Origin of the sequence: Actinomadura madurae (assembly GCF_047130825.1) — a bacterium.
Classification (GTDB): Bacteria; Actinomycetota; Actinomycetes; order Streptosporangiales; family Streptosporangiaceae; genus Spirillospora; species Spirillospora madurae.
The window spans coordinates 3,406,147-3,431,150 of sequence record NZ_CP083237.1; the positions used below are offsets into that span (position 1 = coordinate 3,406,147).

At 72.5% G+C, this 25,004-nt stretch carries 19 protein-coding genes; 8 read left to right on the forward strand and 11 right to left on the reverse strand.

The genetic code is table 11. From position 1 onward, the window contains the following. Positions 1–42: 42 nt before the first annotated feature. The 6 genes from narI to K8Z49_RS15430 form a co-directional block, all read right to left on the reverse strand. On the reverse strand, positions 43–816 hold the full coding sequence (narI, locus tag K8Z49_RS15405) for a respiratory nitrate reductase subunit gamma (RefSeq protein ID WP_111829665.1): 774 nt from the start codon (positions 814–816) through the stop codon (positions 43–45). Then, on the reverse strand, positions 813–1,490 hold the full coding sequence (gene narJ, locus K8Z49_RS15410; protein WP_412519342.1) for a nitrate reductase molybdenum cofactor assembly chaperone: 678 nt from the start codon (positions 1,488–1,490) through the stop codon (positions 813–815). The genes narI and narJ overlap by 4 nt, the downstream gene beginning before the upstream one ends. Beyond that, complete coding sequence (gene narH, locus K8Z49_RS15415) at positions 1,487–3,205, reverse strand: nitrate reductase subunit beta (protein ID WP_021593475.1); 1,719 nt, start codon at positions 3,203–3,205, stop codon at positions 1,487–1,489. The genes narJ and narH overlap by 4 nt, the downstream gene beginning before the upstream one ends. Before the next feature lies 1 nt (position 3,206). Beyond that, a complete protein-coding gene (locus K8Z49_RS15420; RefSeq protein ID WP_412519344.1) occupies positions 3,207–6,899 on the reverse strand; it encodes a nitrate reductase subunit alpha in 3,693 nt (1,230 codons plus the stop codon). Positions 6,900–6,938: 39 nt separating this feature from the next. Next, complete coding sequence (locus K8Z49_RS15425; protein ID WP_024935794.1) at positions 6,939–8,105, reverse strand: MFS transporter; 1,167 nt, start codon at positions 8,103–8,105, stop codon at positions 6,939–6,941. A gap of 219 nt (positions 8,106–8,324) precedes the next feature. Beyond that, positions 8,325–9,317, reverse strand: coding sequence for an Acg family FMN-binding oxidoreductase (locus K8Z49_RS15430; protein ID WP_021593478.1), 993 nt, complete (start codon positions 9,315–9,317; stop codon positions 8,325–8,327). Positions 9,318–9,453: 136 nt separating this feature from the next. On the opposite strand from K8Z49_RS15430, the gene K8Z49_RS15435 reads away from it, so the two are divergent. Together K8Z49_RS15435 and K8Z49_RS15440 are read left to right on the forward strand one after the other, a co-directional pair. Then, on the forward strand, positions 9,454–10,617 hold the full coding sequence (locus K8Z49_RS15435) for an acyl-CoA dehydrogenase family protein (RefSeq protein ID WP_412519346.1): 1,164 nt from the start codon (positions 9,454–9,456) through the stop codon (positions 10,615–10,617). Between the two features lie 31 nt (positions 10,618–10,648). Further along, entirely contained in the window at positions 10,649–11,197 is a 549-nt protein-coding gene (locus K8Z49_RS15440; protein ID WP_111829664.1) for a TetR/AcrR family transcriptional regulator, read from the forward strand. Between the two features lie 7 nt (positions 11,198–11,204). Here K8Z49_RS15440 and K8Z49_RS15445 read toward each other — a convergent pair whose 3' ends face one another. Next, positions 11,205–11,639: a hypothetical protein gene (locus K8Z49_RS15445; protein WP_143118608.1), complete on the reverse strand. Its 435-nt coding sequence runs from the start codon at positions 11,637–11,639 to the stop codon at positions 11,205–11,207. A 590-nt stretch (positions 11,640–12,229) separates the two neighbouring features. Between K8Z49_RS15445 and chvE the strand changes: the two genes are divergently transcribed. Genes chvE through K8Z49_RS15465 form a run of 4 tightly spaced genes read left to right on the forward strand, consistent with a single transcriptional unit; the run spans position 12,230 to position 17,208 of the window. Beyond that, the gene (gene chvE / locus K8Z49_RS15450; RefSeq protein ID WP_052357694.1) at positions 12,230–13,306 is read left to right on the forward strand and encodes a multiple monosaccharide ABC transporter substrate-binding protein; all 1,077 of its coding nucleotides are present in this window, start codon (positions 12,230–12,232) and stop codon (positions 13,304–13,306) included. 55 nt (positions 13,307–13,361) lie between these two features. After that, positions 13,362–14,900 (forward strand): multiple monosaccharide ABC transporter ATP-binding protein, encoded by a 1,539-nt coding sequence (gene mmsA, locus K8Z49_RS15455; protein WP_021595515.1) that lies wholly within the window; start codon positions 13,362–13,364, stop codon positions 14,898–14,900. Further along, positions 14,897–16,138, forward strand: a complete 1,242-nt coding sequence (mmsB, locus tag K8Z49_RS15460; protein ID WP_021595514.1) for a multiple monosaccharide ABC transporter permease — start codon at positions 14,897–14,899, stop codon at positions 16,136–16,138. Before mmsA ends, mmsB begins: the two co-directional genes overlap by 4 nt. A 44-nt stretch (positions 16,139–16,182) precedes the next feature. Next, positions 16,183–17,208 carry a LacI family DNA-binding transcriptional regulator gene (locus K8Z49_RS15465; RefSeq protein WP_021595513.1) on the forward strand — a complete coding sequence of 342 codons (1,026 nt, stop codon included), beginning with the start codon at positions 16,183–16,185 and terminating at the stop codon, positions 17,206–17,208. Here the strand turns inward: K8Z49_RS15465 and araB are convergent. The 4 genes from araB to K8Z49_RS15485 all read right to left on the reverse strand — a co-directional run bounded on the left by araB (position 17,205) and on the right by K8Z49_RS15485 (position 22,130). Continuing rightward, positions 17,205–18,833: a ribulokinase gene (gene araB / locus K8Z49_RS15470; protein WP_250371536.1), complete on the reverse strand. Its 1,629-nt coding sequence runs from the start codon at positions 18,831–18,833 to the stop codon at positions 17,205–17,207. The two genes, K8Z49_RS15465 and araB, sit on opposite strands and share 4 nt — an antisense overlap. Before the next feature lie 9 nt (positions 18,834–18,842). Beyond that, complete coding sequence (gene araA, locus K8Z49_RS15475; RefSeq protein WP_111829662.1) at positions 18,843–20,339, reverse strand: L-arabinose isomerase; 1,497 nt, start codon at positions 20,337–20,339, stop codon at positions 18,843–18,845. Continuing rightward, positions 20,336–21,061: an L-ribulose-5-phosphate 4-epimerase gene (locus K8Z49_RS15480; RefSeq protein ID WP_412519351.1), complete on the reverse strand. Its 726-nt coding sequence runs from the start codon at positions 21,059–21,061 to the stop codon at positions 20,336–20,338. The genes araA and K8Z49_RS15480 overlap by 4 nt, the downstream gene beginning before the upstream one ends. Positions 21,062–21,125: 64 nt before the next feature. After that, positions 21,126–22,130, reverse strand: coding sequence for a LacI family DNA-binding transcriptional regulator (locus K8Z49_RS15485; protein WP_412521080.1), 1,005 nt, complete (start codon positions 22,128–22,130; stop codon positions 21,126–21,128). A gap of 208 nt (positions 22,131–22,338) precedes the next feature. On the opposite strand from K8Z49_RS15485, the gene K8Z49_RS15490 reads away from it, so the two are divergent. Beyond that, positions 22,339–23,076, forward strand: a complete 738-nt coding sequence (locus tag K8Z49_RS15490; protein WP_021595508.1) for an SCO6745 family protein — start codon at positions 22,339–22,341, stop codon at positions 23,074–23,076. 174 nt (positions 23,077–23,250) lie between these two features. Next, complete coding sequence (locus K8Z49_RS15495) at positions 23,251–24,960, forward strand: hypothetical protein (protein WP_412519353.1); 1,710 nt, start codon at positions 23,251–23,253, stop codon at positions 24,958–24,960. Positions 24,961–25,004 lie beyond the last annotated feature (44 nt).

Consider the following 25,004-nt stretch of genomic DNA (forward strand, 5'->3'; position numbering starts at 1 on the left):
AGGGAATTTTTCCGGTTCGCTCCGGAGAGTCCTCGGGGCCGGTCAGCGGGCCTGCTCCCAGCCGCGGCGCGGGCGGTGCAGGCCGAGCTGCTCGTCGCGGCTCCGGTAGACGATGTAGGGGCGGGTCAGGTAGCCGAGCGGCGCGGTCAGCATGTGGACGAGCCGGGTGAAGGGCCAGACGCAGAAGAGGGCCAGGGCGCTGAGGGCGTGGAGCTGGAACAGGATGGGGACGCCGGTCATCAGGTCGGGGTCCGGCTGGAAGTAGAAGATCGACCGGAACCACGGGGAGACCGTCTCGCGGTAGTTGTAGCCGCCGCCGACGATGTTCGCCGCGACGGTGGCGGCCAGGCCGAGGACGATGGTCAGCGCGAGCACCGCGTACATCAGCTTGTCGTTGCGGGTCGTGGCGGAGAAGACGGGTCCCACGGTGCGGCGCCGATAGATCAGGATCGCGAGCCCGGCGAGCGTGCAGAACCCGGCGATGGTGCCGAGCACCACGGCGACGACGTGGTACATGTGCTCGGTGATCCCGGCGGCCTCGGTCCAGCCGTCGGGGATGACCAGCCCGCCGACGTGGCCGAGCAGCACGACGAGGATGCCGAAGTGGAAGAGCGGGCTGCCGATGCGCAGCAGGCGCCGTTCGTAGAGCTGGGACGAGCGGGTCGTCCAGCCGAACTTGTCGTAGCGGTACCGCCAGACGTGCCCGAGGACGAACACCGCGAGGGTGACGTAGGGCAGGACGACCCAGAGAAGGATGCCTCCAACACCGGGATCGCCTCCGTTTTCGGCGGCCAGGGCGCCGACACTGCCGGTCATGAGCGGGCTCCAACGACGGGATCGGGCAGGAGGACGGGGCCCATGGCGGTCGCGTCCGCCCCGTAGGGGGCGAGTCCGACCTCCTCCTCGGGCGGGCCTTCGGCGATGAGGCGGGCGACGGCCTCCTCGGTGCGGCCGGTCAGCGGGGGCAGGGTCGCGGCGATCGCGTCCAGGACGGGCGCCCACGGCGATCCGGACTCGGTGAGGGACAGCCGCAACAGCTCCAGCCCCGCACGGTGTTCGAGCAGCAGCCGGCGCCCTTGGACGAGGTCGCCGGTCGCGGCGAATTCGAGGACGACGGCGAGGTGGTCGGGCAGTTCGCCGCCGTCCAGGACGAGCCCGGCCGCGTCGTAGGCCTGCTTGAAGCGGAGCAGGGCCATGCCGCGTTTCCGGGTGTCGCCGTAGGCGTAGTACGTCAGGTAGAGGCAGCACCGTTTGCGGTGGTCGAACGTGGCGACGTAGTCGGCGGCCAGGTCCTGCGGCGCGGTCGCGTCCAGGTGGTCCAGGACGCGGCCCAGCGGCTCGGCGACGGGCGCGGGCAGGCCCGCCACGGCCCGGCGGAGCAGCGGGCGGCGGGCGAGCAGTTGCTCGTCGGGGTAGCCGAGCAGGAGGGACGCGACCTGCCAGGCCGCGGCCAGCTGGGCGTCGGAGGTCTTCGCGGGTCGGGGTCTCACGGCTTGGGCTCCGTTTCGGCGTCGCCGGAGTCGGCGGGCGGGTTCTCGGGCCCGCGGGCGGGGAACAGGCCGGCGGGGGCGCCCTTGCCGTCCCAGTTGAGCAGGTTGACGCGGGTGTGCTTGTCGGCCGGGTCGACCGGGTTGTCGGACGTCTGCCGCTCCCGCAGCATGTGGAAGTTCTCGACCGCGATCGGGTTGGCGCCGCCGGACGCCTCGCCGAAGGGGCCGGAGCCGCCGCCCGTCCCGGCGCCGCCCATCCCGGGCCCGCCCTCGTAGTCCAGGGCGCACTCGGTGGCCAGCTCCTCCAGGCCGTGGGCCTGTTCGGCGTGCGCGGGCGGGATCACGTACCGCTCGTCGTACTTCGCGAGCGCGAGCAGCCGGTACATGTCGTACATCGCCTCGCCGGACATCCCGACGCCGTCCGGGATGGACTCGTCGGGCTCACGGCCGAGGTTGATGTCGCGCATGTAGGACCGCATCGCGGCCAGCCGCCGCAGGACGGCGTCGACGGGGGCGGTGTCGCCGGCGGTGAACAGCTCGGCGAGGTACTCGACGGGGATGCGCAGCGCGTCGATCGCGGCGAACAGGTTCCCGGCGCTCTCGGCGTCGTGGCCGGTGTCGCGGACGACGTCCACGACCGGGGACAGCGGCGGGATGTACCAGACCATCGGCATCGTCCGGTACTCCGGATGCAGCGGCAGCGCGACCTTGTAGGTGTTGATGAGGGCGTGGATCGGGGACCGCTGGGCGGCCTCGATCCAGTCGGCCGGGATGCCCTCGCGCTCGGCGGCGGCGATGACCCGCGGGTCGTGGGGGTCGAGGAACACCTGCCGCTGCGCCTCGTACAGGTCGGTGTCGTCGGGGGTGGACGCCGCCTCCAGGACCTTGTCGGCGTCGTAGAGGATCAGCCCGATGTAGCGGAGGCGCCCCACACAGGTCTCTGAGCAGACGGTCGGGATGCCGACCTCGATGCGCGGGAAGCAGAACGTGCACTTCTCGGCCTTGCCGGTCCGGTGGTTGAAGTACACCTTCTTGTACGGGCAGCCCGACACGCACATCCGCCAGCCGCGGCAGCGGTCCTGGTCGACCAGGACGATGCCGTCCTCGGTGCGCTTGTAGATGGCGCCGGACGGGCAGGACGCCGCGCAGCTCGGGTTGAGGCAGTGCTCGCAGATCCGCGGCAGGTAGAACATGAAGGTCTTGTCGAACTCCATCTTCACCTTGTCGGAGATCTCCTTGAGCAGGACGTCCTTGTCGCCGTGCTCGACGGACCCGCCGAGGTCGTCGTCCCAGTTCGCCGACCAGGACACCTTCATGTCCCGGCCGGACAGCAGCGACCTCGGCCGGGCGACCGGGGTGTGCTCCTGGAGGGGCGCGTCGGTGAGGGTCTCGTAGTCGTAGGTCCAGGGCTCGTAGTAGTCGTCGATCCCGGGCAGCTTGGGGTTGGAGAAGATCGTCAGAAGCTTGCGGAGCCGGCCGCCGCCCTTGAGCGCCAGCCGCCCGCGCCGGTTCAGCGTCCAGCCGCCGCGCCAGCGCTCCTGGTCCTCGTACCGGCGCGGGTAGCCCTGGCCGGGACGCGTCTCGACGTTGTTGAACCACACGTACTCGACGCCGCTGCGGTTCGTCCACGCCTGCTTGCACGTCACCGAGCAGGTGTGGCAGCCGATGCACTTGTCGAGGTTCATCACCATCGACATCTGGGCCATCACGCGCATGTCAGTAGGTCACCTCCTGGGACCGGCGGCGGATGACGGTGACCTCGTCGCGCTGGTTCCCGGTCGGGCCGAGGTAGTTGAACGCGAACGACAGCTGCGCGTACCCGCCGATGAGATGGCTCGGCTTGATCAGCAGCCGGGTCAGGGAGTTGTGGATGCCGCCGCGCCGCCCGGAGGTCTCCGCCCGCGGGACGTCGATCAGCTTGTCCTGCGCGTGGTACATGTACACGGTGCCCTCGGGCATCCGGTGCGAGACGATCGCGCGGGCGACGACGACGCCGTTGCGGTTGACCGCCTCGATCCAGTCGTTGTCGCGGACGCCGATCTTCGCCGCGTCCAGCCCGCTCATCCAGATCACCGGGCCGCCGCGCGACAGCGACAGCATGAACAGGTTGTCCTGGTACTCCGAGTGGATCGACCACTTGTTGTGCGGGGTGAGGTACCGGACCGTCAGCCCCAGCTCGCCCGTCTCGCCGAGCTCGGGCTCGCCGAACAGGGCGGTCATGTTCAGCGGCGGCCGGAACGCCGGGAGCTGCTCGCCCAGCTCGGCCATCCAGTCGTGGTCGAGGTAGAAGTGCTGCCGCCCGGTGAGGGTGTGCCACGGCTTGAGCCGCTCGACGTTGATCGTGAACGGCGAGTACCGGCGCCCGCCGCTCTCCGACCCCGACCACTCCGGGGACGTGATGACCGGGACGGGGCGGGCCTGGGTGTCGGCGAACGTGATCTGCTTGCCCTCGTGCTCGGCGGCCAGGTCGGCGAGGCGCCGCCCGGTGCGTCTCTCGACCGTGCGGAAGCCCTGGGTGGCCAGATGCCCGTTCGTGGTGCCGGACAGCGCCAGGATCGTCTCGCACGCGTGCACGTCCCGCCGCAGCGACGGGCGGCCGTCGGCCGGTCCGCCCCGCACCACGCCGTTCTTGTGCTTGAGGTACTCGACCTCGCGTTCCAGCTGGAACGTGACACCCTTCGTCGTCGCGCCGAGCCGCTCCGCCAGCGGGCCGAGCGCGGTCATCTTCGCCGCGACGGCCGGATAGTCGCGCTCGACCGTCACGAGCTTGGGCATCGTCACGCCGGGGACGGGCTCGCATTCGCCCTTGGCCCAGTCGAGGACGCGCCCGTGCGGGGTGGCCATCTCGTCCGGCGTGTCGTGCAGCAGCGGCATCGCGACGACGTCCCTGCGCACGCCCAGGTGCGTCCCGGCGAGGCGGCTGAACTGCGCGGCGATGTCCTGGAAGGCCCGCCAGTCGCTGCGGGTCTGCCACGGCGGCGCGATCGCCGGGTTGAACGAGTGGACGAAGGGATGCATGTCGGTGGTGTTCAGGTCGTGCTTCTCGTACCAGGTCGCGGCCGGCAGCACGATGTCGGAGTAGACGGTGGTGCTGGTCATCCGGAAGTCCAGCGACAGCAGCAGGTCGAGCTTCCCGGCCGGCGCCTCGTCCCGCCAGACGACCTCCTCGGGCCGGACGTCCGGGAGCGCCTCCTGCGCCCGCACCGCCGACCCGGCGCCGAGCAGGTGCTTGAGGAAGTACTCGTTGCCCTTGGCCGACGACCCGAGCAGGTTCGACCGCCACACCGACAGGACGCGGGGGAAGTTCTCGGGGGCGTCGGGGTCCTGGCAGGCGAACGCCAGCCGCCCGGCCTTCAACTCGTCCACGACGTGGGCGGCGACGTCCTTGCCCGCCGCCTCCGCCTCGTCGGCCAGGTCGAGGGGGTTGCGGTCGAACGTCGGGTAGGACGGCATCCAGCCCAGCCGGGCCGCCTGCGCGATCACGTCGGCGGTGGAGCGCCCGGCCAGCCGCCCGCCGCCGGTCGCGGCGGACAGGGTGCCCGCGTCGAAATGGTCGTAGCGGAACTGGTCGGTGTGCAGGTACCAGAACGCGGTGCCGATCATCTGCCGCGGCGGGCGGGACCAGTCCAGTCCGAACGCCAGCTGCGCCCACCCGGTCACCGGGCGGCACTTCTCCTGCCCGACGTAGTGCGCCCATCCCCCGCCGTTCACGCCCTGCCCGCCGGTCAGCGTGGTCAGCGCCAGGAACGTGCGGTAGATCGTGTCGGAGTGGAACCAGTGGTTCGTCCCGGCACCCATGATGATCATCGAGCGGCCGCGGGACTCCTCGGCGTTGGCGGCGTACTCGCGCCCGATCCGCTCGGCCGCCTGCGCGGGGACGCCGGTGATGGCCTCCTGCCAAGCGGGGGTGCCGGGCTCGGAGGCGTCGTCGTACCCGGACGGCCACGACCCGGGCAGCCCGTCCCGTCCCACCCCGTACTGGGCGAGCAGCAGGTCGAACACCGTCGTGACCAGGTGACCGCCGACGGTCCGGACGGGCACCCCTCTGCGGAGCGTTCCCGGCGAGCCGTCGAGGCCGTCGAAGCGGGCCAGGCTCACCTCGACGGCGTCCCCGCCCTCGACCGACAGCAGCGGGTCCGCGTCGCCCAGGTCGAGGTTCCACCGGCCCTCGCCGGACTCGCCGTAGCGGAAGCCCAGCGACCCGTTCGGGACGAGGGGATGCCCGGTCACCGCGTCCAGGATCACCGTCTTGAACGCCGCGTTCTCCGACTCCGCCTCGGCTCCCGGCAGGTCGGCCGCGGTGAGGAACTTGCCCGGGACGTGGACGCCGTCGCGCTCCTCCACGCGCACCAGGAACGGCAGGTCGCTGTAGCGCTTCACGTAGTCGGTGAAGTACGGCACCTGCCGGTCGACGAAGAACTCCTTGAGGATCACGTGCCCCATCGCCATCGCCAGGGCGCCGTCCGTCCCCGGCTGGGCGGCCAGCCACTCGTCGGCGAACTTGACGTTGTCGGCGTAGTCCGGGGAGACCGCCACGACCTTCTGGCCCCGGTAGCGGGCCTCGGTCATCCAGTGCGCGTCCGGGGTCCGCGTCACCGGCAGGTTCGAGCCCCACATGATCAGGTAGCCGGCGTCCCACCAGTCGCCCGACTCCGGGACGTCGGTCTGGTCTCCGAACACCTGCGGGGACGCCACCGGGAGGTCGGCGTACCAGTCGTAGAACGACAGCATCGTCCCGCCGACCAGCGACACGAACCGGGCGCCCGACGCGTGCGACACCATGGACATCGCCGGGATCGGGGAGAACCCCGCGACGCGGTCCGGCCCGAACTCCTTGATGGTGTGGACGTGCGCCGCGGCGATCATCTCGGTCGCCTCGTCCCAGGAGGCCCGCACGAGGCCGCCCCGCCCCCGCGCCTCCTTGTAGGCGCGGGCCTTCTCCGGGTCGGAGACGACGGCGCGCCACGCCTCGACCGGATCACCGGTCCGGGCCCTGGCCTCGCGGTACATCTCCAGCAGGACGCCCCGGACGTACGGGTACCGCACCCGGGTCGGCGAGTAGGTGTACCAGGAGAAGGACGCGCCCCTCGGGCAGCCCCGCGGCTCGTACTCCGGACGGTCCGGGCCCACCGACGGGTAGTCGGTCTGCTGCGCCTCCCAGGTGATGATGCCGTCCTTGACGTACACCTTCCACGAGCACGATCCGGTGCAGTTCACCCCGTGCGTGGAGCGCACCACCTTGTCGTGCGACCAGCGGTCCCGGTAGAACGCGTCCGCCTGCCGCCCGCCCTTCTTGGTCATCGTCCGCAGGTCGGGCGACACCCGTGCGCGGGTGAAGAACCTGCGGGTGCCCACGAGCGCGTCCTCCAGCGGGCCGTCCAGGCCCGGCCGGCCCTCGGTCGAAGTCAACCCTCTGCCACCCTTCCTCTCGTCGTGATCCCGGCTCGGTCAGGCCGCGGCCCGGCGGCCGGTCACCGCTCTCCGCACGACCGTCCCGGTGAACAGCGCGGCCGCGGCCGCCACGACGGCCAGCAGCGCGAGGCCGAACGTGTAGGACCCGTAGGCGCCGTAGATCGTGCCCATCACCAGCGGCGGGACGAACCCGCCGAGACCGCCGGCGGCGCCGACCACGCCGGTGACCGAGCCGACCATGTTCGCCGGCGCCAGCCTCGCCACCAGGGCGAACGTCGCGCCGCTGCCCGCGCCGAGGGCCGCCGCCATCGCCAGGAACGCGATGGTCCCGAGCGGCATAAGCGGCGGCGTGAACGCCTGCACGGCCGCGCCCGCCACCGTCACCGCGAGGCCGGCCACCAGGACCGGCACGGCGCCGGCGCGGTCGGAGAGCCAGCCGCCGACCGGCCTCATCAGCACGGCCAGCAGCACGAAACCCGCCATCCGGTTCGCCGCGTCCGCCTGCGACAGCCCGTACTCGGTCTTCAGATATGTCGGCAGATACACCGAGAAAGCTACATAGCCGCCGAACGCCACCGCGTACAGCGCCGACGCCTGCCAGGTCACGCCCAGCCGGGCCGTCGCCGCGAGCCGCTTCGCCAGCGGTTCGGAGGGCGCGGTCCGTCCCGGCGCCTCCCGCAGCACGAACCACGCGACCACGGCATAGACCCCCAGCAGGGCGGCCGTCAACACGAACGGCGTCGCCGTGCCCCCCGCATCGACCAGCTGCACGGTGGTCAGGGCACTGATCGCCGTGCCGCCCATGCCCGCGCCGAACACCCCGACCGCGAACCCGCGCCGCTCGGGCGGGAACCACGCGCTGACGAAGGGGACCCCCACCGCGAACGCCGTGCCGCCGATGCCGAGGAAGAAGCCGCCTGCCAGCAGGGCCGCCAGCGACGAGTTCCCGGCCAGCCCCAGGTACAGGACGGGCACGATCGTGGCCACCGACACCAGCGGGAACATCACCCGGCCGCCGAAGCGGTCGGTCAGCGCCCCGACCGGGATCCGCCCGAGCGACCCCACCACCACGGGCACGGCCACCAGGAGCGACTGCTCGAACGACGACAGCCCCAGGGAGTCCTTGAACCGCGGGCCGAGCGGGCTGAGCAGCGCCCACGCCCAGAAGTTCACCGCGAACCCGGCCGTGGCCATCACCAGCATGACCACGGGCCGGGCCGTACTGGCCCGTTCCGGACGCGCCGAAACGGGGGTGCGCTCTCGCCGTATCTCCGCCACAGTGCCTTCCCGCTTTCCGCCGTCCGGCCGCTTCCGGTGAGCCCTTCCCGGGTCCGGAGCCGCGCAATCATGATCGATCTCCGCCGGACCTCACCCTGCTGGACGCCGCCGGAGGCCCGCTAGGGACCTTCGTCCCCATCGGGGTCACGACTCCTCGGTGACGACCTCCTCGACCGGCCGGCGGACGGTCCCCAGCGCCTCCGCGCCGGCGACGCCCAGCCGGAGCAGCAGCTGCGGGTGGCCGCCCGCGCAGAACCGCGCGCGGATGAACTCGCGCAGTTCGGGCACCTCGAACGCCTGGGAGTGGAGCGCCACCGAGAGGCCGCTCTCCGTGGCCCGCAGCAGGACGCGCTGGAGCGCCTGCCCCGCCCGCAGCCAGTCGGCCGGCGTGTCGGCACCGGTGACCAGGAGCAGGACCACTCCGGGCGCTTCCGCCTCCGGCGCGCTCCGCACGCCCCAGCCGTGGCCGCGCGCGAAGTCCCGGGCGGGGAAGTTCGGCGTGGTCTGCGGGACGGTCCGCGGATAGGCGCGCTCCTGGACGCCGTCCTGGCGGGACGTGCGGGGCGACGGCGCCCAGCGGGCGATCTCCGCCGCGTACGCCGGCGAGCGCCGCTGGACGTGCTCGGCCGCGTCGGTCAGGGCGGCCAGCGCGTTCGTGACGTGCGGGTCGACGGCCTCGATCAGCCGCGCGCCCTCGTGCCCGGCGTCGTACCGCATGGCGGCCACCACCTCCGGGGGCACCGGGTCCGCCGGGAACCCGCCGCGATGGCTGCGGCGCCGGGCGATCTGCGCGTGCGCCAGCAGCGTCTGCCGGTCCGCGGGCTCGCCGGGCTCCAGATCGACGTCGGCCAGCAGGTGCGGGCGGGCGGGGTCGGGCAGCACCGTGACGACGGGCGCGTACCCGAGCGCGCGCAGCGAGAGCCGCAGGGTGTAGAGGGCGGCACCGCAGCTGATCAGCATCTCGCGGCCGTCCGGGTCCGCGACGTCCAGCCGGCGGTCGGGGTCCGCGCGCAGGCTGATCCGCGTCCCGGCGACGCCGAACCGCCACGGCTGGGTGTTGTGCACCGAGGGCGCCCACACCGCGTCCCCGACGGCCCGGAGGATGTCGTCCCGCACCGTGCTCCTCGTGGTCTGCATATCTTCTCCCTCCCTCATTCCCAGACGACCCGACGCGGGCGGGCGGCGGCAGAGCCGAAGGTCCCCCGGACCAGGGCCGTTGGACACGGCGGGGGAGCGCGCGGCCGGACCATACCCTGGAGTATGGTTCCGTACCATGAAGTACGGAGACGAGATCGTCCGGCGGGTGCGGGAGCTGGCACCGGTGCTGTCCGAGCGCGCCCAGGGCGCCGAGGAGGCGCGGCGGCTCCCCGAGGAGACCATCGCCGACCTCGCCGGCACGGGCCTGCTGGAGATGCTGGTCCCAAGGCGGTTCGGCGGCGGCGAGGGAGACTTCGCGACCATGGCGGCGGCGTGCCGCGAGGCGGGCGCCGGATGCGCCTCGACGGGCTGGCTGGCGGTCATCTACACGCTGCACAACTGGATGACCGCGCTCTTCCCCGAGCGCGCGCAGGCCGAGGTCTGGGCGGACCGGCCGTACGCGCTGATCCCCTGCGTCCTGGCGCCGACCGGCACCGCCGAGCCGGTGGACGGCGGCCACCGGGTCACCGGGCGCTGGTCGTGGGGAAGCGGGGTGATGCACGCCGGGCACGTCATGGTCATGGCGCTGGTCACCGTGGACGGCGGCATCGAGCCGCGGCTGTTCCTGCTGCCCCGCGACGCGGTGACCGTCCACGACGTCTGGCACACCAGCGGGATGCGGGGAACCGGCAGCAACGACATCGAGGTCGCGGACGTCCTCGTCCCCGCCCACCGGTCGGTGCCGCTCGCGGACCTGGCCGAGGGACGCTCGCCCGGGTCGCGCGTCCACCCCGGCGCGCTCTACCGGACCCCGCTGGTGCCGGTGTTCGCGCTGACCGGCGCGGCGCCCGTGCTAGGGGTGGCGGAGGGGGTGCTGGCACGGTTCGCCGAGCGGACGCGCGGCCGGGTGATGGCGTACTCCGGCGAGCGGCAGCGCGACCTGGCGGGCGCGCAGATCCGGCTGGCGCGGGCCGGCGCGGACCTCGCCGCCGCCCGCCTGCTGCTGGAGGACGCGCTCCGCGACGTCGTCACCGCCGTCGCCGGCGGGACCTGCGACCTGCGCCTGCGGGCCAGGGCCCGGCTCGTGGCCGCGCACGTGGCCGGGACGTCCCGCCGCGTCGTCAACGAGCTGTGCGCGGCGGCGGGGGCGAGCGCCCAGTTCACGAGCTCCCCGTTCCAGCGGGCGCAGCGCGATGTGAATACGATCTCCGGGCACGTGGTGTTCGACCCGGACGCGGCGTACACCCTGTACGGCAGGATCGAGCTGGGGCTGGACCCCGGCCCGGTGGTGCTCGTGTGACGGCGTCCCGGGCGGTGGGATTGGTGGTGCGATGACGGCCCGTACCAGGGTGGCGCGGCGCGACTGGATCGAGGCCGGGTACCGGGAGCTGGCCCGCGCCGGTGAGCGGGCCGTGACGATCGCCGCGCTCGCGGCCCGGCTGGGCGTCACCAAGGGCAGCTTCTACTGGCATTTCAAGGACCGCCCCGAGCTGATGCGGGCGCTGCTGGACCGGTGGGCGCACGAGCGGACCGACGAGGTGCTGGGGCTCGCCCTCGGCAGCACCACCGACCCGCGCGAGCGGCTGCGCCGCATCCAGGCGCTCGGCCGCGAGATCGCGCCGGTCGACCGGGCGATGCGGCTGTGGGCGCAGCACGAGCCGGCCGCCGAGGAGGCCGTCCGGCACGCCGACCGGGCGCTGCTCGGGCACATCTCCGCCTGCCTGGAGGACCTCGGCTTCGACGGCGAGGAGGCGCGGCTGCGGGCCCTGCTGATGCTGCGCACCTGGGCCGGGGGCTACCTCGTCCCGGGGACGGGCCCCGATCCGCAGGACCGCATGCTGGAGATCCTTCTCGGCACCCCGCCGCGACCGCGGCGCTGAGCCCCGTTCAGTCCGGCCCCTCCGGCCGGTCGGCGCCGGCCCGGCGGACGAAGCCGTGCCGGGCGAGGAGGTCGGTGAACTCGCGCCCGGCGGCGGTCAGCTCCCGGCCGAGGCCGCGGCAGGCCGGGCAGGTGTCCTCCTCCGGCTCGGCCGGGCGGGCCCTCATGTGATCGTCGATGGCGCGTTCCACGGCGGTCACGATGGCGGGCTCCCCCGCCATCGGCAGGTCCGGCACCGTGACCGGGACCGCGCCCCGGGCCGGACGCAGCTCATGGGCACGGCGCGCGGCCTGGGCGACCGCGACGAGCTCACCGGCCCGCCGGTGCCACTCCACCCACCGCTCGTTCGGAGTCGTGCCCGTCCCCCCGCATGTCCCGCAGTCGGTCTCCAGCCCGTCCAGAAGCCGCGCCCACTGGGCGGCGCTCCCCGCCCGCTCACCCACACCGGCCACCCTGCGCTGGTTTCACGAATCGCTGTCCATTCAGAGTCCCGACGTGTGGGTCCCGCAGGGACCACCCCCCTTGCTCGTACGCGCGGCGAGGACGTCCGGTTCGGCGCGCCACCACACGGTTCCGAACCGACCGGGACCGGCCGCCGGGTGAGCCGGCCGGCCTGCTGCCGAGCCAGGTGATCGCAAGGGGGGCGGGTCGCGCTCGGGGTCCTGCTCGGAGGCGAGGCCCTCGGCGTCGACCTGCTCGCGGGCGGGGCCCGCCGATGTTTGCGTTAACCAGCCGGACTGTCAAGAGCCGCCCTAGAGCTCCACCCCGATTCGGGCCCGTTTCGGCTGCTCAGGACAGTCCTCGCAGATCAAGACCTCGCGGAGTGTTGACGCGCGGAGTGATAACGCTAACAATCGGTGGGCGAGTTCGTCCGGGCGGGCGGTCACGGCGGTGACGCGGCGCACAGCGGGCTCTTGACATGGAAGTGTGACCGGTAACAGTGTGTCCCGGGACACCGGCACCACCCCCGAGGTGAGACGTGAAGCGTAGGAAGCTCGTCACCCTGGCGCTGGGCCTCGGCCTCGCGTTCGGCATGACCGCGTGCGGATCGGCGGAGAAGACCGTCGACAAGGAGAAGGCCGAGAACAAGTCCGCGGCGGGCGCACTGGTCGGCGTCACGATGCCGACCCGCTCGTCGGAGCGCTGGATCCACGACGGCGACAACGTCCGCAAGCAGCTGGAGCAGCTCGGCTACAAGGTCGACCTCCAGTACGCCCAGGACGACATCCCCACCCAGGCCAACCAGATCGACAACCAGATCACCAAGGGCGCCCGGCTGCTGGTCATCGCCTCCATCGACGGCACCGCGCTCACCACGCAGCTGCAGGCGGCGGCGGACAAGGACATCCCGGTCATCTCCTACGACCGGCTGATCCGCAACTCGCCGAACGTCGACTACTACGCCACCTTCGACAACTACAAGGTCGGCGTCCAGCAGGCGACGTCGCTGCTCATCGGGCTCGGGCTGAAGAAGGAGGACGGCTCGGAGGGGACGGCCAAGGGCCCGTTCAACATCGAGCTGTTCGCCGGCTCCCCCGACGACAACAACGCGACGTTCTTCTACAACGGCGCGATGGACACCCTGAAGCCGTACCTCGACAAGGGCGCCCTCGTCGTCAAGAGCGGCCAGAAGGACTTCAAGACCATCGCGACGCTGCGCTGGAGCGCGGAGCGCGCGCAGCAGCGCATGGAGGACCTCATCACCCGCTACTACGGCGGCGGGACGAAGGTGCAGGGCGTCCTGTCCCCCTACGACGGGCTGTCGATCGGCATCCTGTCGGCGCTGAAGTCCAGCGGCTACGGGACGGGCGGCCAGAAGTACCCGATCGTGACCGGGCAGGACGCCGAGGTCGCCTCGGTCAAGTCGATCATCGCGGGCGAGCAGTACTCGACGATCTACAAGGACACCCGGCAGCTCGCCTCCGTCACGGTCAAGATGGCCGACGCGGTGCTGAAGGGGAACAAGCCCGAGGTCAACAACACCAAGGACTACGACAACGGCGAGAAGGTCGTGCCGTCGTACCTGCTGAACCCGGTGATCGTGAACAAGGGCAATTACAAGCAGCAGCTCATCGACACCGGTTACTACACCGCGAACCAGCTGCAGTAGCGCCACCCGGGCGGGCGCCCGTGCCGGCGCCCGCCCGCTCCCCCGGAGGACGACCATGACCGAGGCGATACTGCGGATGCGCGGCATCACCAAGACCTTTCCCGCGGTCAAGGCCCTGCAGGACGTGAACCTGGAGGTGCGGCGGGGCGAGATCCACGCGATCTGCGGCGAGAACGGGGCCGGCAAGTCGACGCTGATGAAGGTGCTGTCCGGGGTGTACCCGCACGGCGACTACAGCGGCGACATCGAGTTCGAGGGCCGGCCGTGCCGGTTCTCCGGCATCCGCGACAGCGAGCAGCGCGGGATCGTCATCATCCACCAGGAGCTGGCGCTCAGCCCGTACCTGTCGATCGCGGAGAACATCTACCTCGGCAACGAGCGGCGGGGACGGCTCGGGCTCATCGACTGGAACCGGACGAACGCCGACGCCGCGCGGCTGCTGGAGCGGGTCGGGCTGCACGAGAACCCGGTGACGCCCGCGATGGACCTCGGCGTCGGCAAGCAGCAGCTCGTGGAGATCGCCAAGGCGCTGTCCAAGCGGGTGAAGCTGCTCATCCTGGACGAGCCGACCGCGGCGCTGAACGACGCCGACTCCGCGCACCTGCTCGACCTGCTGCGCGGGCTGCGGGACGAGGGCATCACCTGCGTGATCATCTCGCACAAGCTGAACGAGATCCGCGCGATCGCCGACTCGACGACGATCCTGCGGGACGGCCGGACGATCGAGACGCTCGACATGAGCGGCGACGTGTCCGAGGACCGCATCATCTCCGGGATGGTCGGCCGCGACCTGGAGCACCGGTTCCCCGACCGCGTCCCCGAGATCGGCGACGAGGTGCTGCGGATCGAGGACTGGACCGTCCACTCCCCCACCCAGCGGGGCCGGACCGTCGTGCAGGACGCCCGCCTGGTGCTGCGCCGCGGCGAGATCGTGGGGCTCGCGGGCCTGATGGGCGCGGGCCGGACCGAGCTGGCGATGAGCGTCTTCGGCCGCAGCTACGGGATCGGGATCACCGGCCGGATCTACAAGGACGGCAGGGAGATCGCGGTCCGGACGGTCAGCGACGCGATCCGGCACGGGCTCGCGTACGCGACCGAGGACCGCAAGACGTACGGCCTGAACCTCATCGAGGACGTCAAGCGCAACGTCTCCGCGGCCGGGCTGCGCGGCCTCGCCAAGGCGGGCTGGGTGGACGACAACCGCGAGTACGAGGTCGCGGAGCGGTTCCGCAGGGAGATGAACATCAAGACGCCGAGCGTCATGTCGGTGACGGGGCAGCTGAGCGGCGGCAACCAGCAGAAGGTCGTGCTGTCGAAGTGGATGTTCACCGACGCCGACGTGCTGATCCTGGACGAGCCGACCCGCGGCATCGACGTCGGCGCCAAGTACGAGATCTATTCGATCATCAACCGGATGGCCGACCAGGGCCGTGCGGTGCTGGTGATCTCCTCCGAGCTGCCCGAGCTGATCGGGATCTGCGACCGCGTGTACGCGATGGCGGGCGGGCGGATCACCGGCGAGGTGAGCCGGGCGGAGGCGACGCCGGAGCGGCTGATGCAGTACATGACCCAGACCGAGGAGACCAGGACATGAGCAGCGTGGCGCCGGCCGACAAGGCCGTGTCCCCGCCGCCGGCGCAGCGGCCGGCCCCCGGCCGGACCCTGCCGGTGAACCTGCGGCAGAGCGGGATCTACATCGCGTTCGCGCTGATCGTGGCGCTGTTCGCGGTGCTCACCGACGGGCGGCTGCTGTCGCCGGAGAACATCTCCAACATCATCGTGCAGAACTCCTACATCCTGATCCTGTCGATCGGGATGATCCTGATCATCATCGGCGGGCACATCGACCTGTCGGTGGGGTCGGTGGTGGCGGTGACGGGGGCCATCTCGGCGGTGCTGATGGTGAACCACGACGTGCCGTGGCCGCTGGCGGTGCTGCTGACGATCCTCGCCGGCGCCGCGATCGGGGCGTGGCAGGGGTACTGGATCGCCTACTTCGAGATCCCCGCGTTCATCGTGACGCTGGCCGGGATGCTGGTGTTCCGGGCGCTGACCCTGACCGTCCTCGGCAACCAGGGCATCGGCCCGTTCCCCGACGAGGTCCGCACGATCGCCAACGGCTTCCTGTCCGGCTACCTCGGCAACATCGCGCTCGGGCCGCTCGGCGGCGCCGACCTGTTCACCCTGCTGGTCGCGCTCGCGCTGGTCGGCGGGTACGTCGGGCTGGGGTGGCGGAACCGGCAGGGGCGCATCGGCTACGGGCAGAAGGTCGAGCCGCTCGCGGTGTTCGCGCTGAAGAACGCCCTCGCGGTCGTGGTGGTCATGTTCATCGCCGTGCAGCTCGCGCGGTTCAAGAACATGCCGTGGGTGCTCGTCCTGCTGGGCGTGCTCGTGCTCGGCTACACGCTGGTGACCAACCGGGCCGTGTTCGGACGGCACGTCTACGCGCTCGGCGGCAACCCGCTCGCGGCCAAGCTGTCCGGTATCAAGGTCAAGTCGGTGTCGTTCTGGCTGTTCGTCAACATGGGCGTGCTCGCGTCCATCGCCGGCGTGGTGTTCGCCGGGCGCCTCAACCAGGCCGGCCCGACCGCCGGGACGAACTTCGAGCTGGACTCGATCGCGGCGGCGTTCATCGGCGGCGCGGCCGTGCAGGGCGGGGTCGGCAAGGTGATCGGGGCGATCACCGGGGGGCTGATCATGGGTGTGATCAACAACGGCATGTCGCTGCTCGGCGCGCCGAGCGAGCGGGTCATGCTGATCAAGGGCCTGGTGCTGCTCGCGGCGGTCGCGTTCGACATCTGGGCCAAGCGGCGCAGCGGCACGGCGCGCTGAGCACCCGGCCGCGGGCCGGGCGACCCGGTATCTTCCGGAGGGACATGACCGCCACGCCACCCGCCCGGCCCGGCCTGCGGGACGTCGCCCGGCTCGCCGGGGTCTCCCACCAGACCGTGTCCCGGGTTTTCAAGAACCATCCGATGGTGAGCCCGAAGACCCGGGACCGGGTGCTGGCCGCGGCGGCGCAGCTGGACTTCCGGCCGAACGCGGCGGCCCGCGCCCTCGCCACCGGCCGGTCCCGGACGCTCGGCGTGGTCAGCTTCGACACCGCGCTGTTCGGCCCGGCGTCGATCATCGCGGCGATCGAGCGGAACGCCCGCGCCGCCGACTTCTTCACCAGCGTCGCGAGCCTGGAGTCGCCGGGGCACGGCGCGGTCGCCGGGGCGGTGGACCGGTTCCGCGACCAGGGCGTGGACGGCATCATCATGATCCCCGGGCACGTCCCGGCGGACGAGGCGCTGCGGCACCTGCCGGGGGACCTGCCGACCGTCCTGCTCGGTCCGCGAGCGGCCGTGCCGACCGTGTCGGCCGATCACTACCTGGCGCCGCGGGAGGCGACCCGCTACCTGCTGGAGCTCGGGCACCGGACCGTCCACCACCTGCCGGGCCCGGCCGACTGGTCGGAGGCGAACGAGCGGACCCGCGGCTGGCGGGACGCGCTGGCCGAGGCGGGCGCGGACGTCCCGGAGTGCGCGCCCGGCGACTGGAGCGCCCGGTCCGGCTACGAGCGCGGCCGGGTCCTCGCCGCCGACCGGAACGTCACGGCCGTGTTCGCGGCGAACGACCAGATCGCGCTCGGGCTGCTGTGGGCGATCCACGAGAGCGGCCGCCGGGTGCCGGACGACGTCAGCGTGATCGGGTTCGACGACATCCCCGAGGCGGCGTTCCTCACCCCGCCGCTCACCACCGTCCGGCAGGACTTCACCGCCCTCGGCCGGCACTGCGTCGAGCTGCTGATCGCGCAGCTCACCGGGGGCGGGCCCGCGCCGGACGCGCCGAAGCTCGTGCCGAGCAAGCTCATCGTGCGCCGCAGCACCGGCCCCGCCGCCTCGTACGGGATCGTCTAGCGCAGGGCGCGCAGGCGGTGCATGATCTCGCCGTCGGCGAAGTGGTCGTGCAGCGACCGGTAGATCTCGTAGAGGGCGTCGTAGGCGTCGGCCCGCGCCCGGTCCGGGACGAAGGCGGACGGGACGCGGCGTCCCATCGCGGCGGCGGCCGAGGTGATGTCGGGGTGCGCCCCCGCGGCGACGGCGGCGTGGATCGCGGCGCCGAGCGCCGGGCCCTGCGACGACCCGATCAGCGACAGCGGGCGGCGCAGGACGTCGGTGTACACCTGCATGAGGAAGGTGTTCTTCAGCAGGCCGCCCGCGACGACGAGCTCCTCGACCGGGACGCCCGACGCCTCGAACGTCTCGACGATCATGCGGGTGCCGAACGCCGTCGCCTCGATGAGCGCGCGGTAGACGTCCTCGGGCCGGGTGGCGAGGGTCTGCCCGACGATCAGGCCGGACAGGTCGTGGTCGACCAGGACCGACCGGTTGCCGTTGTGCCAGTCCAGCGCGACGAGCCCGTGCCGCCCGACCGGCTGGGCCTCGGCGAGCGCGGTGAGGTGCTCGTGGACGGTCCGCCCGGCGGCGGCCGCGGCCTGGTGGTAGGCGGCGGGGACGCAGGTGTCGACGAACCAGGCGAAGATGTCGCCGACGCCGGACTGGCCCGCCTCGTATCCCCACAGGCCCGGGACGATGCCGTCCTTCACGACGCCGCACATGCCGGGGACCTCGGCGAGCAGGTCCGACGACATGACGTGGCAGGTGGACGTCCCCATGATCGCGACCATCCGGCCCGGCCGGACGGCGTCGGCCGCGGCGGCGGTGACGTGGGCGTCGACGTTGCCGACCGCGACGGCGATGCCCTCGGGCAGGCCCGTCCAGGCGGCGGCCTCCGCGGTCAGCGTGCCGGCGAGGCCGCCGAGGGGCTCCAGGTCGTGGCCCAGCTTGGCGGGGAAGTCGGCGAAACGGGGGTCGAGCGCGGCCAGGAACTCGCGGGACGGGTAGCCGCCGTCCTGGTAGATGCCCTTGTAGCCGGCCGTGCAGATGTTGCGGGACTCCCGGCCGGTGAGCCGCCAGACGATCCAGTCGGCGGCCTCGATCCACCGTTCGGCCAGGTCGTACAGGTCGGGGTCCTGTTCGAGCAGCTGGAGCCCCTTGGCGAACTCCCACTCGGAGGAGATCTTGCCGCCGTAGCGGCGCAGCCACGGCTCGCCGCGCTCGGCGGCCAGGGCGTTGATCCGGTCCGCGTGCGGCTGCGCGGCGTGGTGCTTCCAGAGCTTCGGCCACGAGTGCGGCCGGTCGGGGTACAGCTCGCAGAGCGGCGTCCCGTCCGCGGTGGTCGGGAGGACCGTGCACGCGGTGAAGTCCGTGCCGATGCCGATGACCTGGGCGGCGGGGACCCCGGCGACGGCGAGGGCCTTCGGCACGGCGAAGCGCAGCACGTCCAGCCAGTCCCCCGGCGCCTGGAGGGCCCAGTCGGGCCCGAGTACCGCGCCGCCCGGGAGCTCCCCGTCGATGACCCCGTGGTCGTACTCGTGCACGCCGTCGCCGACCTCGGCGCCGTCCCGGACGCGGACGAGCACCGCCCGGCCCGACAGCGTCCCGAAGTCGACGCCGACGACGTAGCGCTCGTCCGCGCTCATGGCTCCTCCTCACAGCCCGCGGGCCAGGCGGTGGTACGCCTGGTTCCAGCGGATCTCCTTGGTGAACTGCCGAAGGGTGGTGCCGGCGTCGATGGTGAGCAGCTCGACGCCGGTCATCTCGGCGAGGTCGTCCAGCTCCTGCACGCCGAGCGCGGCGGACAGGACGGTGTGGTGCGGCGCCCCCGCCGTCAGCCACGCCTCGGTGGACGTGCGCAGGTCCGGCAGCGGGCGCCACACCGCGCGGGCGACCGGCAGCATCGGCAGCGGCTCCGGCGGCGCGACGACCTCGATCTCGTTGGCGACGAGCCGGAACCGATCGCCCATGTCGGCGAGGCCGGCCACGACGGCCGGGCCCGGCTCGGCGTCGAACACCAGGCGCACCGGGTCCTCCCGCCCGCCGATGGCGAGCGGATGGATCTCCAGCGCCGGACGTCCGGCGGCGATCGACGGGCACACCTCCAGCATGTGCGCGCCGAGGATCAGCTCGTTGCCGGGCTCCAGGTGGTAGGTGTAGTCCTCCATGAACGAGGTGCCGCCGGGCAGCCCCGCGGAGGCGGCCTTCAGCGTCCGGAGCAGCGTCGCGGTCTTCCAGTCGCCCTCGCCGCCGAAGCCGTAGCCGTCGGCCATGAGGCGCTGGACGGCGAGGCCGGGCAGCTGCCGGAGCCCGCCGAGGTCCTCGAAGTTCGTGGTGAACGCCTTGAAGCCGCCGCCGTCCAGGAACGTCCGCAGGCCGAGCTCGATCCGCGCGCCGTAGCGGAGCGCGTCGTGGCGCTCGCCGCCCGCCCGCAGCGCGGGGACCACGTCGTACACGTCCTCGTACTCCTTGACCAGCTCGGCGATGGCGTCGTCGGGGACGGCGTCCACCACCTCCACCAGGTCGTTCACGCCGTAGGTGTTGACGGAGACGCCGAACCGGAGCTGCGCCTCGACCTTGTCGCCCTCGGTGACCGCGACGTCCCGCATGTTGTCGCCGAACCGGGCCAGCCGCAGCGTGCGCAGCTCGTGGTACCCGGCCGCGGCCCGCGCCCACGCGGCGACGCGCGCGCCGACCGCCGGGTCGCCGACGTGCCCGGCGACGGTCTTGCGGGCGACGCCGAGCCGTGCCTGGACGTACCCGAATTCCCGGTCGCCGTGCGCGGCCTGGTTGAGGTTCATGAAGTCCATGTCGATCGTCCGCCAGGGCAGCTCGACGTTCGCCTGCGTGTGCAGGTGCAGCAGCGGCTTGCCGAGCGCGTCCAGGCCGGAGATCCACATCTTGGCCGGGGAGAAGGTGTGCATCCACGCGACCACGCCGACGCAGGAGTCGTCGGCGGCGGCGTCCAGGCACGTGCGGCGGATCGCGTCCGCGCCGGTCAGCACGGGCTTCCACGTCAGGGCGACGGGGAGCGCCTCGCCGAGCCGCGCGGCGATCTCCCGGGACTGGGCCGCGACCTGGCGCAGGGTGTCCTCGCCGTACAGGCCCTGGCTGCCGGTGAGGAACCAGATCTCGCGGTTCGGGAAGCTCATGGTCGGCCCTTCTGCCCGTAGACGTTCTGGTAGCGGTCGTAGAGCCGGTCGACGTCGCCGGCGGCCATCGGCAGCGGCTCGCCGAGCTGGCGGGACACATGGACGGTCCGGGCGGCGTCCTCGCACATCACGGCCGCCTTGACCGCGGCGCGGGCGTCGGCGCCGATGGTGAAGACGCCGTGGTTGCGCATGAGGACGGCGGGGCTGCGGTGCCCGTCGAGGGTCTCGACGATGCCGCGGCCGATGTCGTCGCCGCCGATGAGCGCGAACGGGCCGACGGGGATCTCGCCGCCGAACTCGTCCGCCATCGCGGTCAGCACGCACGGGATGGGCTCGTCGCGCGCCGCCCACGCGGTGGCGTAGGTCGAGTGGGTGTGCACCACTCCGCCGACGTCCGGGCGGTGCCGGTACACGTACGCGTGCGCGAAGACGTCGCTGGACGGCGCGAGCGGCGCCTCCCCGATCGGCTCGCCGTCCAGGTCGCACAGCACCATCGCGTCGGGGGTGAGGTCCTCGTACGGGACGCCGCTGGGTTTGATCAGGAACGCGTCCGCGCCGGTGCGGGCGGAGACGTTCCCGGCCGTCCACACCACGAGGCCGCTCTCGACGAGCATCCGGTGCAGGGCGGCGAGCTCCGTGCGGAGCGCGGCGATCGCCCCGCCCGGGTCCGAGCGCTCTGCCCCGGGGGTCTGGGGGGCCGCCCCCGGAGGAGACTCTGACATGTCCACTCCTTGTTAGCGCTAACATCTTGTCCGTGGAAGTAGCCGGGTCCCGGTCGGGACGGGGTCAGGTCCGGCGGCGCACCCCGGTGCTCTCCCGGACGACGAGTTCCGGTTCGACGACGCGGCGGGCCGCGGCGGCCCTCCCGGCCGGCGGGGGGCCTCCCCCGATCCGGTCCAGGAGCAGGCCGAACGCGCGCCGCCCCACCTCGGCGAAGTTCTGCCGGACGGTGGTCAGCGGCGGCGGGAAGTAGGCGGCCTCCGGGACGTCGTCGAAGCCGACGACGCTGATGTCGCCGGGCACGTCCCGGCCGGCCTCGCGCAGCGCCCGCAGCAGCCCGAGCGCCATCGCGTCGTTGGCCGCGAACACCGCGGTGACGTCGGGGTCGGCGGCGATCTGCCGGCCGTGCTCGTAGCCGGACCGGGCGCTCCAGTCACCCGCGGGCATCTCCGGGACGTCGCGCCCGGCGTCCCGCAGCGCCGCACGCCAGCCCTCCACCCGGCCGGTCGCGTCCACCCAGTCGGCCGGGCCGGCCAGGTGCACGACCGTCTCGTGCCCGAGGCTGAGCAGGTGCCGGACCGCGCGCTCGGCGCCCGCCCGGTGGTCCACCGCGGCGACCGGGAACGGCACGTCGCCGCCCGCGCCGACCGCGACCAGCGGGGTGTCGGCGGGCAGCTCCTTCAGCCCGTCCGCCGCCGACTCGTGCGGGGCCACGACCATGATCCCGTCGGCCGACTGGGCGCGGAGCCGCTCCACGCCCTCGCCGATCGAGCGCCGGTTCAGCGAGCTCAGGCTGACGATGCTGACGGTGTAGCCGTGCTCGCGGGCGGCCTGCTCGATGCTGAACAGCGTGGACGCCGGCCCGTACAGCGTGGTGTCGAAGCTGACCACGCCGAGCACACCGGAGCGGCCGGTGGCCAGCACCCGGGCCGCCGAGTTCGGCCGGTAGTCGAGGGCCTGCACCGCCGCCATCACCCGGGCGCGCGTCTGCGGGCGGACCTTCTCGGGGGTGTTCAGCACGCGCGACACGGTCATCGCCGAGACGCCGGCCATCGCGGCCACGTCCTCCATCACCGCCAGCCGCCGGCCGTCGGGCGCCTCCGGTGATTCGGCGGCCACATCGCCTCCCCGCGCCGTCCCATCGTTACAGGCCGAATGTTTGCGCTAACTCGCCCGAATGTCAACACCGGCGGTCCCCGCGACGGGCCGGGGTGGGGCCCGGCGCGGCCGGCGAGTAACCTGCCGGTTACTTCGGCGACGATGATCCGGGAGGCGGCCGATGAAGGAGCTGAGCGCGGCGGAGACGGTTCGCGCGGCCGACACGATCATTCACGATGTCGGCTCGCGCTGGATGCTGTCGCGCCGGACGGCGGAGCGCGGCGTCGAACACGGGTTCGCCAACCCGTTCGCGTTCTACTTCGCCGGGCGCGGCGGTGTGCTGGGCGACGTGGACGCCGACGTGGTCGCCGCCGCGCTGGGCTGGTTCGAGCCCGGGTTCGTCCGGGCCCAGTGGGACGAGGGGGTCGCGGTCGCCGGGGCGCGCGAGGCGGCGCGGCGGTACACGCTCGGATGCGCGGCCTGGGGCGAGGAGCACCTGCCGGACGACCCGCGCCTCTGCGAGCTCGCCGAGCGCGTCGCCAGGGCGGCCGAGGGGTCCGGGCTGCCGCTGTTCTGCGGCTGGCGCGCCGAGCCGCTGCCGGAGAGCGGGCCGGCCCGGCTGATGCAGCTCGTGCAGGTGCTGCGGGAGCTGCGCGGCGGGCTGCACCTCGTCGCGACGACCGCGGCCGGCCTGTCCCCGCTGGAGGCGGTCCTGACCCAGGACGGGCCGGACACCGCCCGCTTCCTCGGCTGGCAGGGCGACTTCCCCGAATGCGCGTCGCTGAAGCCGCGGCGGGCGGAGGCCGAGGAGACCACCGACCGGCTCAGCGCCGCCGTCTACGAGCGGGCGCTGACGCCGTCCGAGCGCGCCGAGTTCGCCGAGCGGATCGGCGCGGTCGGCTCCGCCGTCCTCCGCTGACCCGCCCTTCGCTGACCCGCCCTTCGCCGGACGTTCTCCAGGTGAGGCGGGCGCACCTGTCATGGGCCGATAAGAACGGCCCGCAAGTTATGCAAATAAACACCTGTCGTCAGAAAAACGACAGGTTCATCGTGGGCTCCTGACATCCGGCGCGCATCCCGGAAGGAGAACGTGGTGACCCCACGATGGATCACTGTGCTGGCAGGAGCGTCCGTGCTGATCGCGGGAGCGGCGGCCGGGCCGGTGAGTGCCCGCGAGGCCGGCCGGTCCGAGACACCGGTCGCCTCCACCTCGCCGGTGACCGAGGTCAGCGAGTCGGCGGTCCGGGTCAGGGTGCCGCTGCCGGCGTCGGCGGGCCCGCGGCCGGAAGCCTGCGACTGGCTGTCCTACCTGCGGTTCCGGCACAAGGACGGGCCCGCGGAGTCGGCGCGTGCCGACCGGATCCTGGTCGCGCAGCCGGGCATCCTCGAAGGCGCGGGCGCGTTCGACAGCGTCGCGCGGAACACGGTCGCGGCGGCGGCGAGGAGCGGGCGGCACATCGAGTTCTGGGCGCTCGACCGGCGGTCCAACTGCCTGGAGGACGGCACCGGGATCCAGGCCGGGCTGAAGGCGAAGGACGTCCATCTCGCGGTGGACTACTACTACCGCCAGAAAGAGGTGGACGGCCGGGAGTTCGCCGGATATCAGACCAATGACCAGGTGAAATGGCTGCAGCACGTCGGGCTGGACCAGACCGTCCGCGACCAGTACGACCTCATGGTCAAGGAGCTCCCGGACCAGGCCGCCCGCAAGCGGAAGATGATGTGCGGCGGCCATTCCCTCGGCGGCGTCCTGACCGCGTACTTCGCCGAATGGGACTTCGACGGGAACCCCTCCACGACAGGTGACGCCGGCTACAACCAGTGCTCCGGCTACTTCGCGCTGGACACCCGGATCGAGACGGGCCTGCCCGGTTTCGGCGACGGGTTCCCGGAGGACTGGGTGCCGCTCCTCCGGTTCGGCGCGGGCGCCGTCCAGGCGGGGCTGGAGACGGGCGTCGTCCCGCGCGCGCTGTCCGCCCCGGCGGTGGTCAACACCGAGACGATGAACCTGCTCGGGATCGCGGGCCTGGCCGCCCGGCTCGACCCGGGCGGCGTCTCGGACCTGTCCACCTACATCCCGTCGTCGTTCAACACCGACACGACCTACCGGGTCCTGTTCTCCAAGGACTACCCGACGTTCGTCAAGGGCTCGCCCACGGTGAGGGACTTCCGGTTCACCAACGCCGCCGCGCTCGGCGGGCTGCTGGACGACAACTCCGAGCCGCTCGCGTTCATGCAGGCCAGCGTCGGCTTCTGGGACGGCGGGGAGATCGTCGACAAGGAGTTCCCGGCGCCGAACGACCTGGAGGAGAGCGGGCTCGGCGGCCTGTCCAGGCTGCTCGGCAAGGAGAAGAAGGCGATCCCGGACGAGCCCGGCGGCCCTCTCTTCACGTGGCGGAACTTCGACCGCGTCGGCGCGCCCGACGACCCCGTCCACAAGTCCAAGGACGGCACGCCGTTCACGACCGCGGGCAAGGAGGTCACCGACATCGCCGAGCTGGCCCGCAGCCTGTCGGAGCACCCGCTCGACTTCACCGAGCACTACTTCCCGACGAAGATGGTCACCGACATCGCGCTGGCCGACGCGCCCGGCATCGCGGACGACGCCGTCCACGAGGGCGGCCTCACCGCCAACCCGACGCTCAACCTGGAGGCCGGCGACGGGCTCTTCAGCGACCCGCGGCCCGGCGACGTCGTCGCGCCCGGGTACCAGCACCTCGACGTGCTGACCGCGTCCGCCGTCCAGAACGGCGGGAGGCCCGAGCCGATCTCGGTGAACCTGGCCGCCTTCGCCGCCCGGTGACCCCGCGGCTAGAGTCTCACACGGATGTGAGGGTCGAGAGGTCG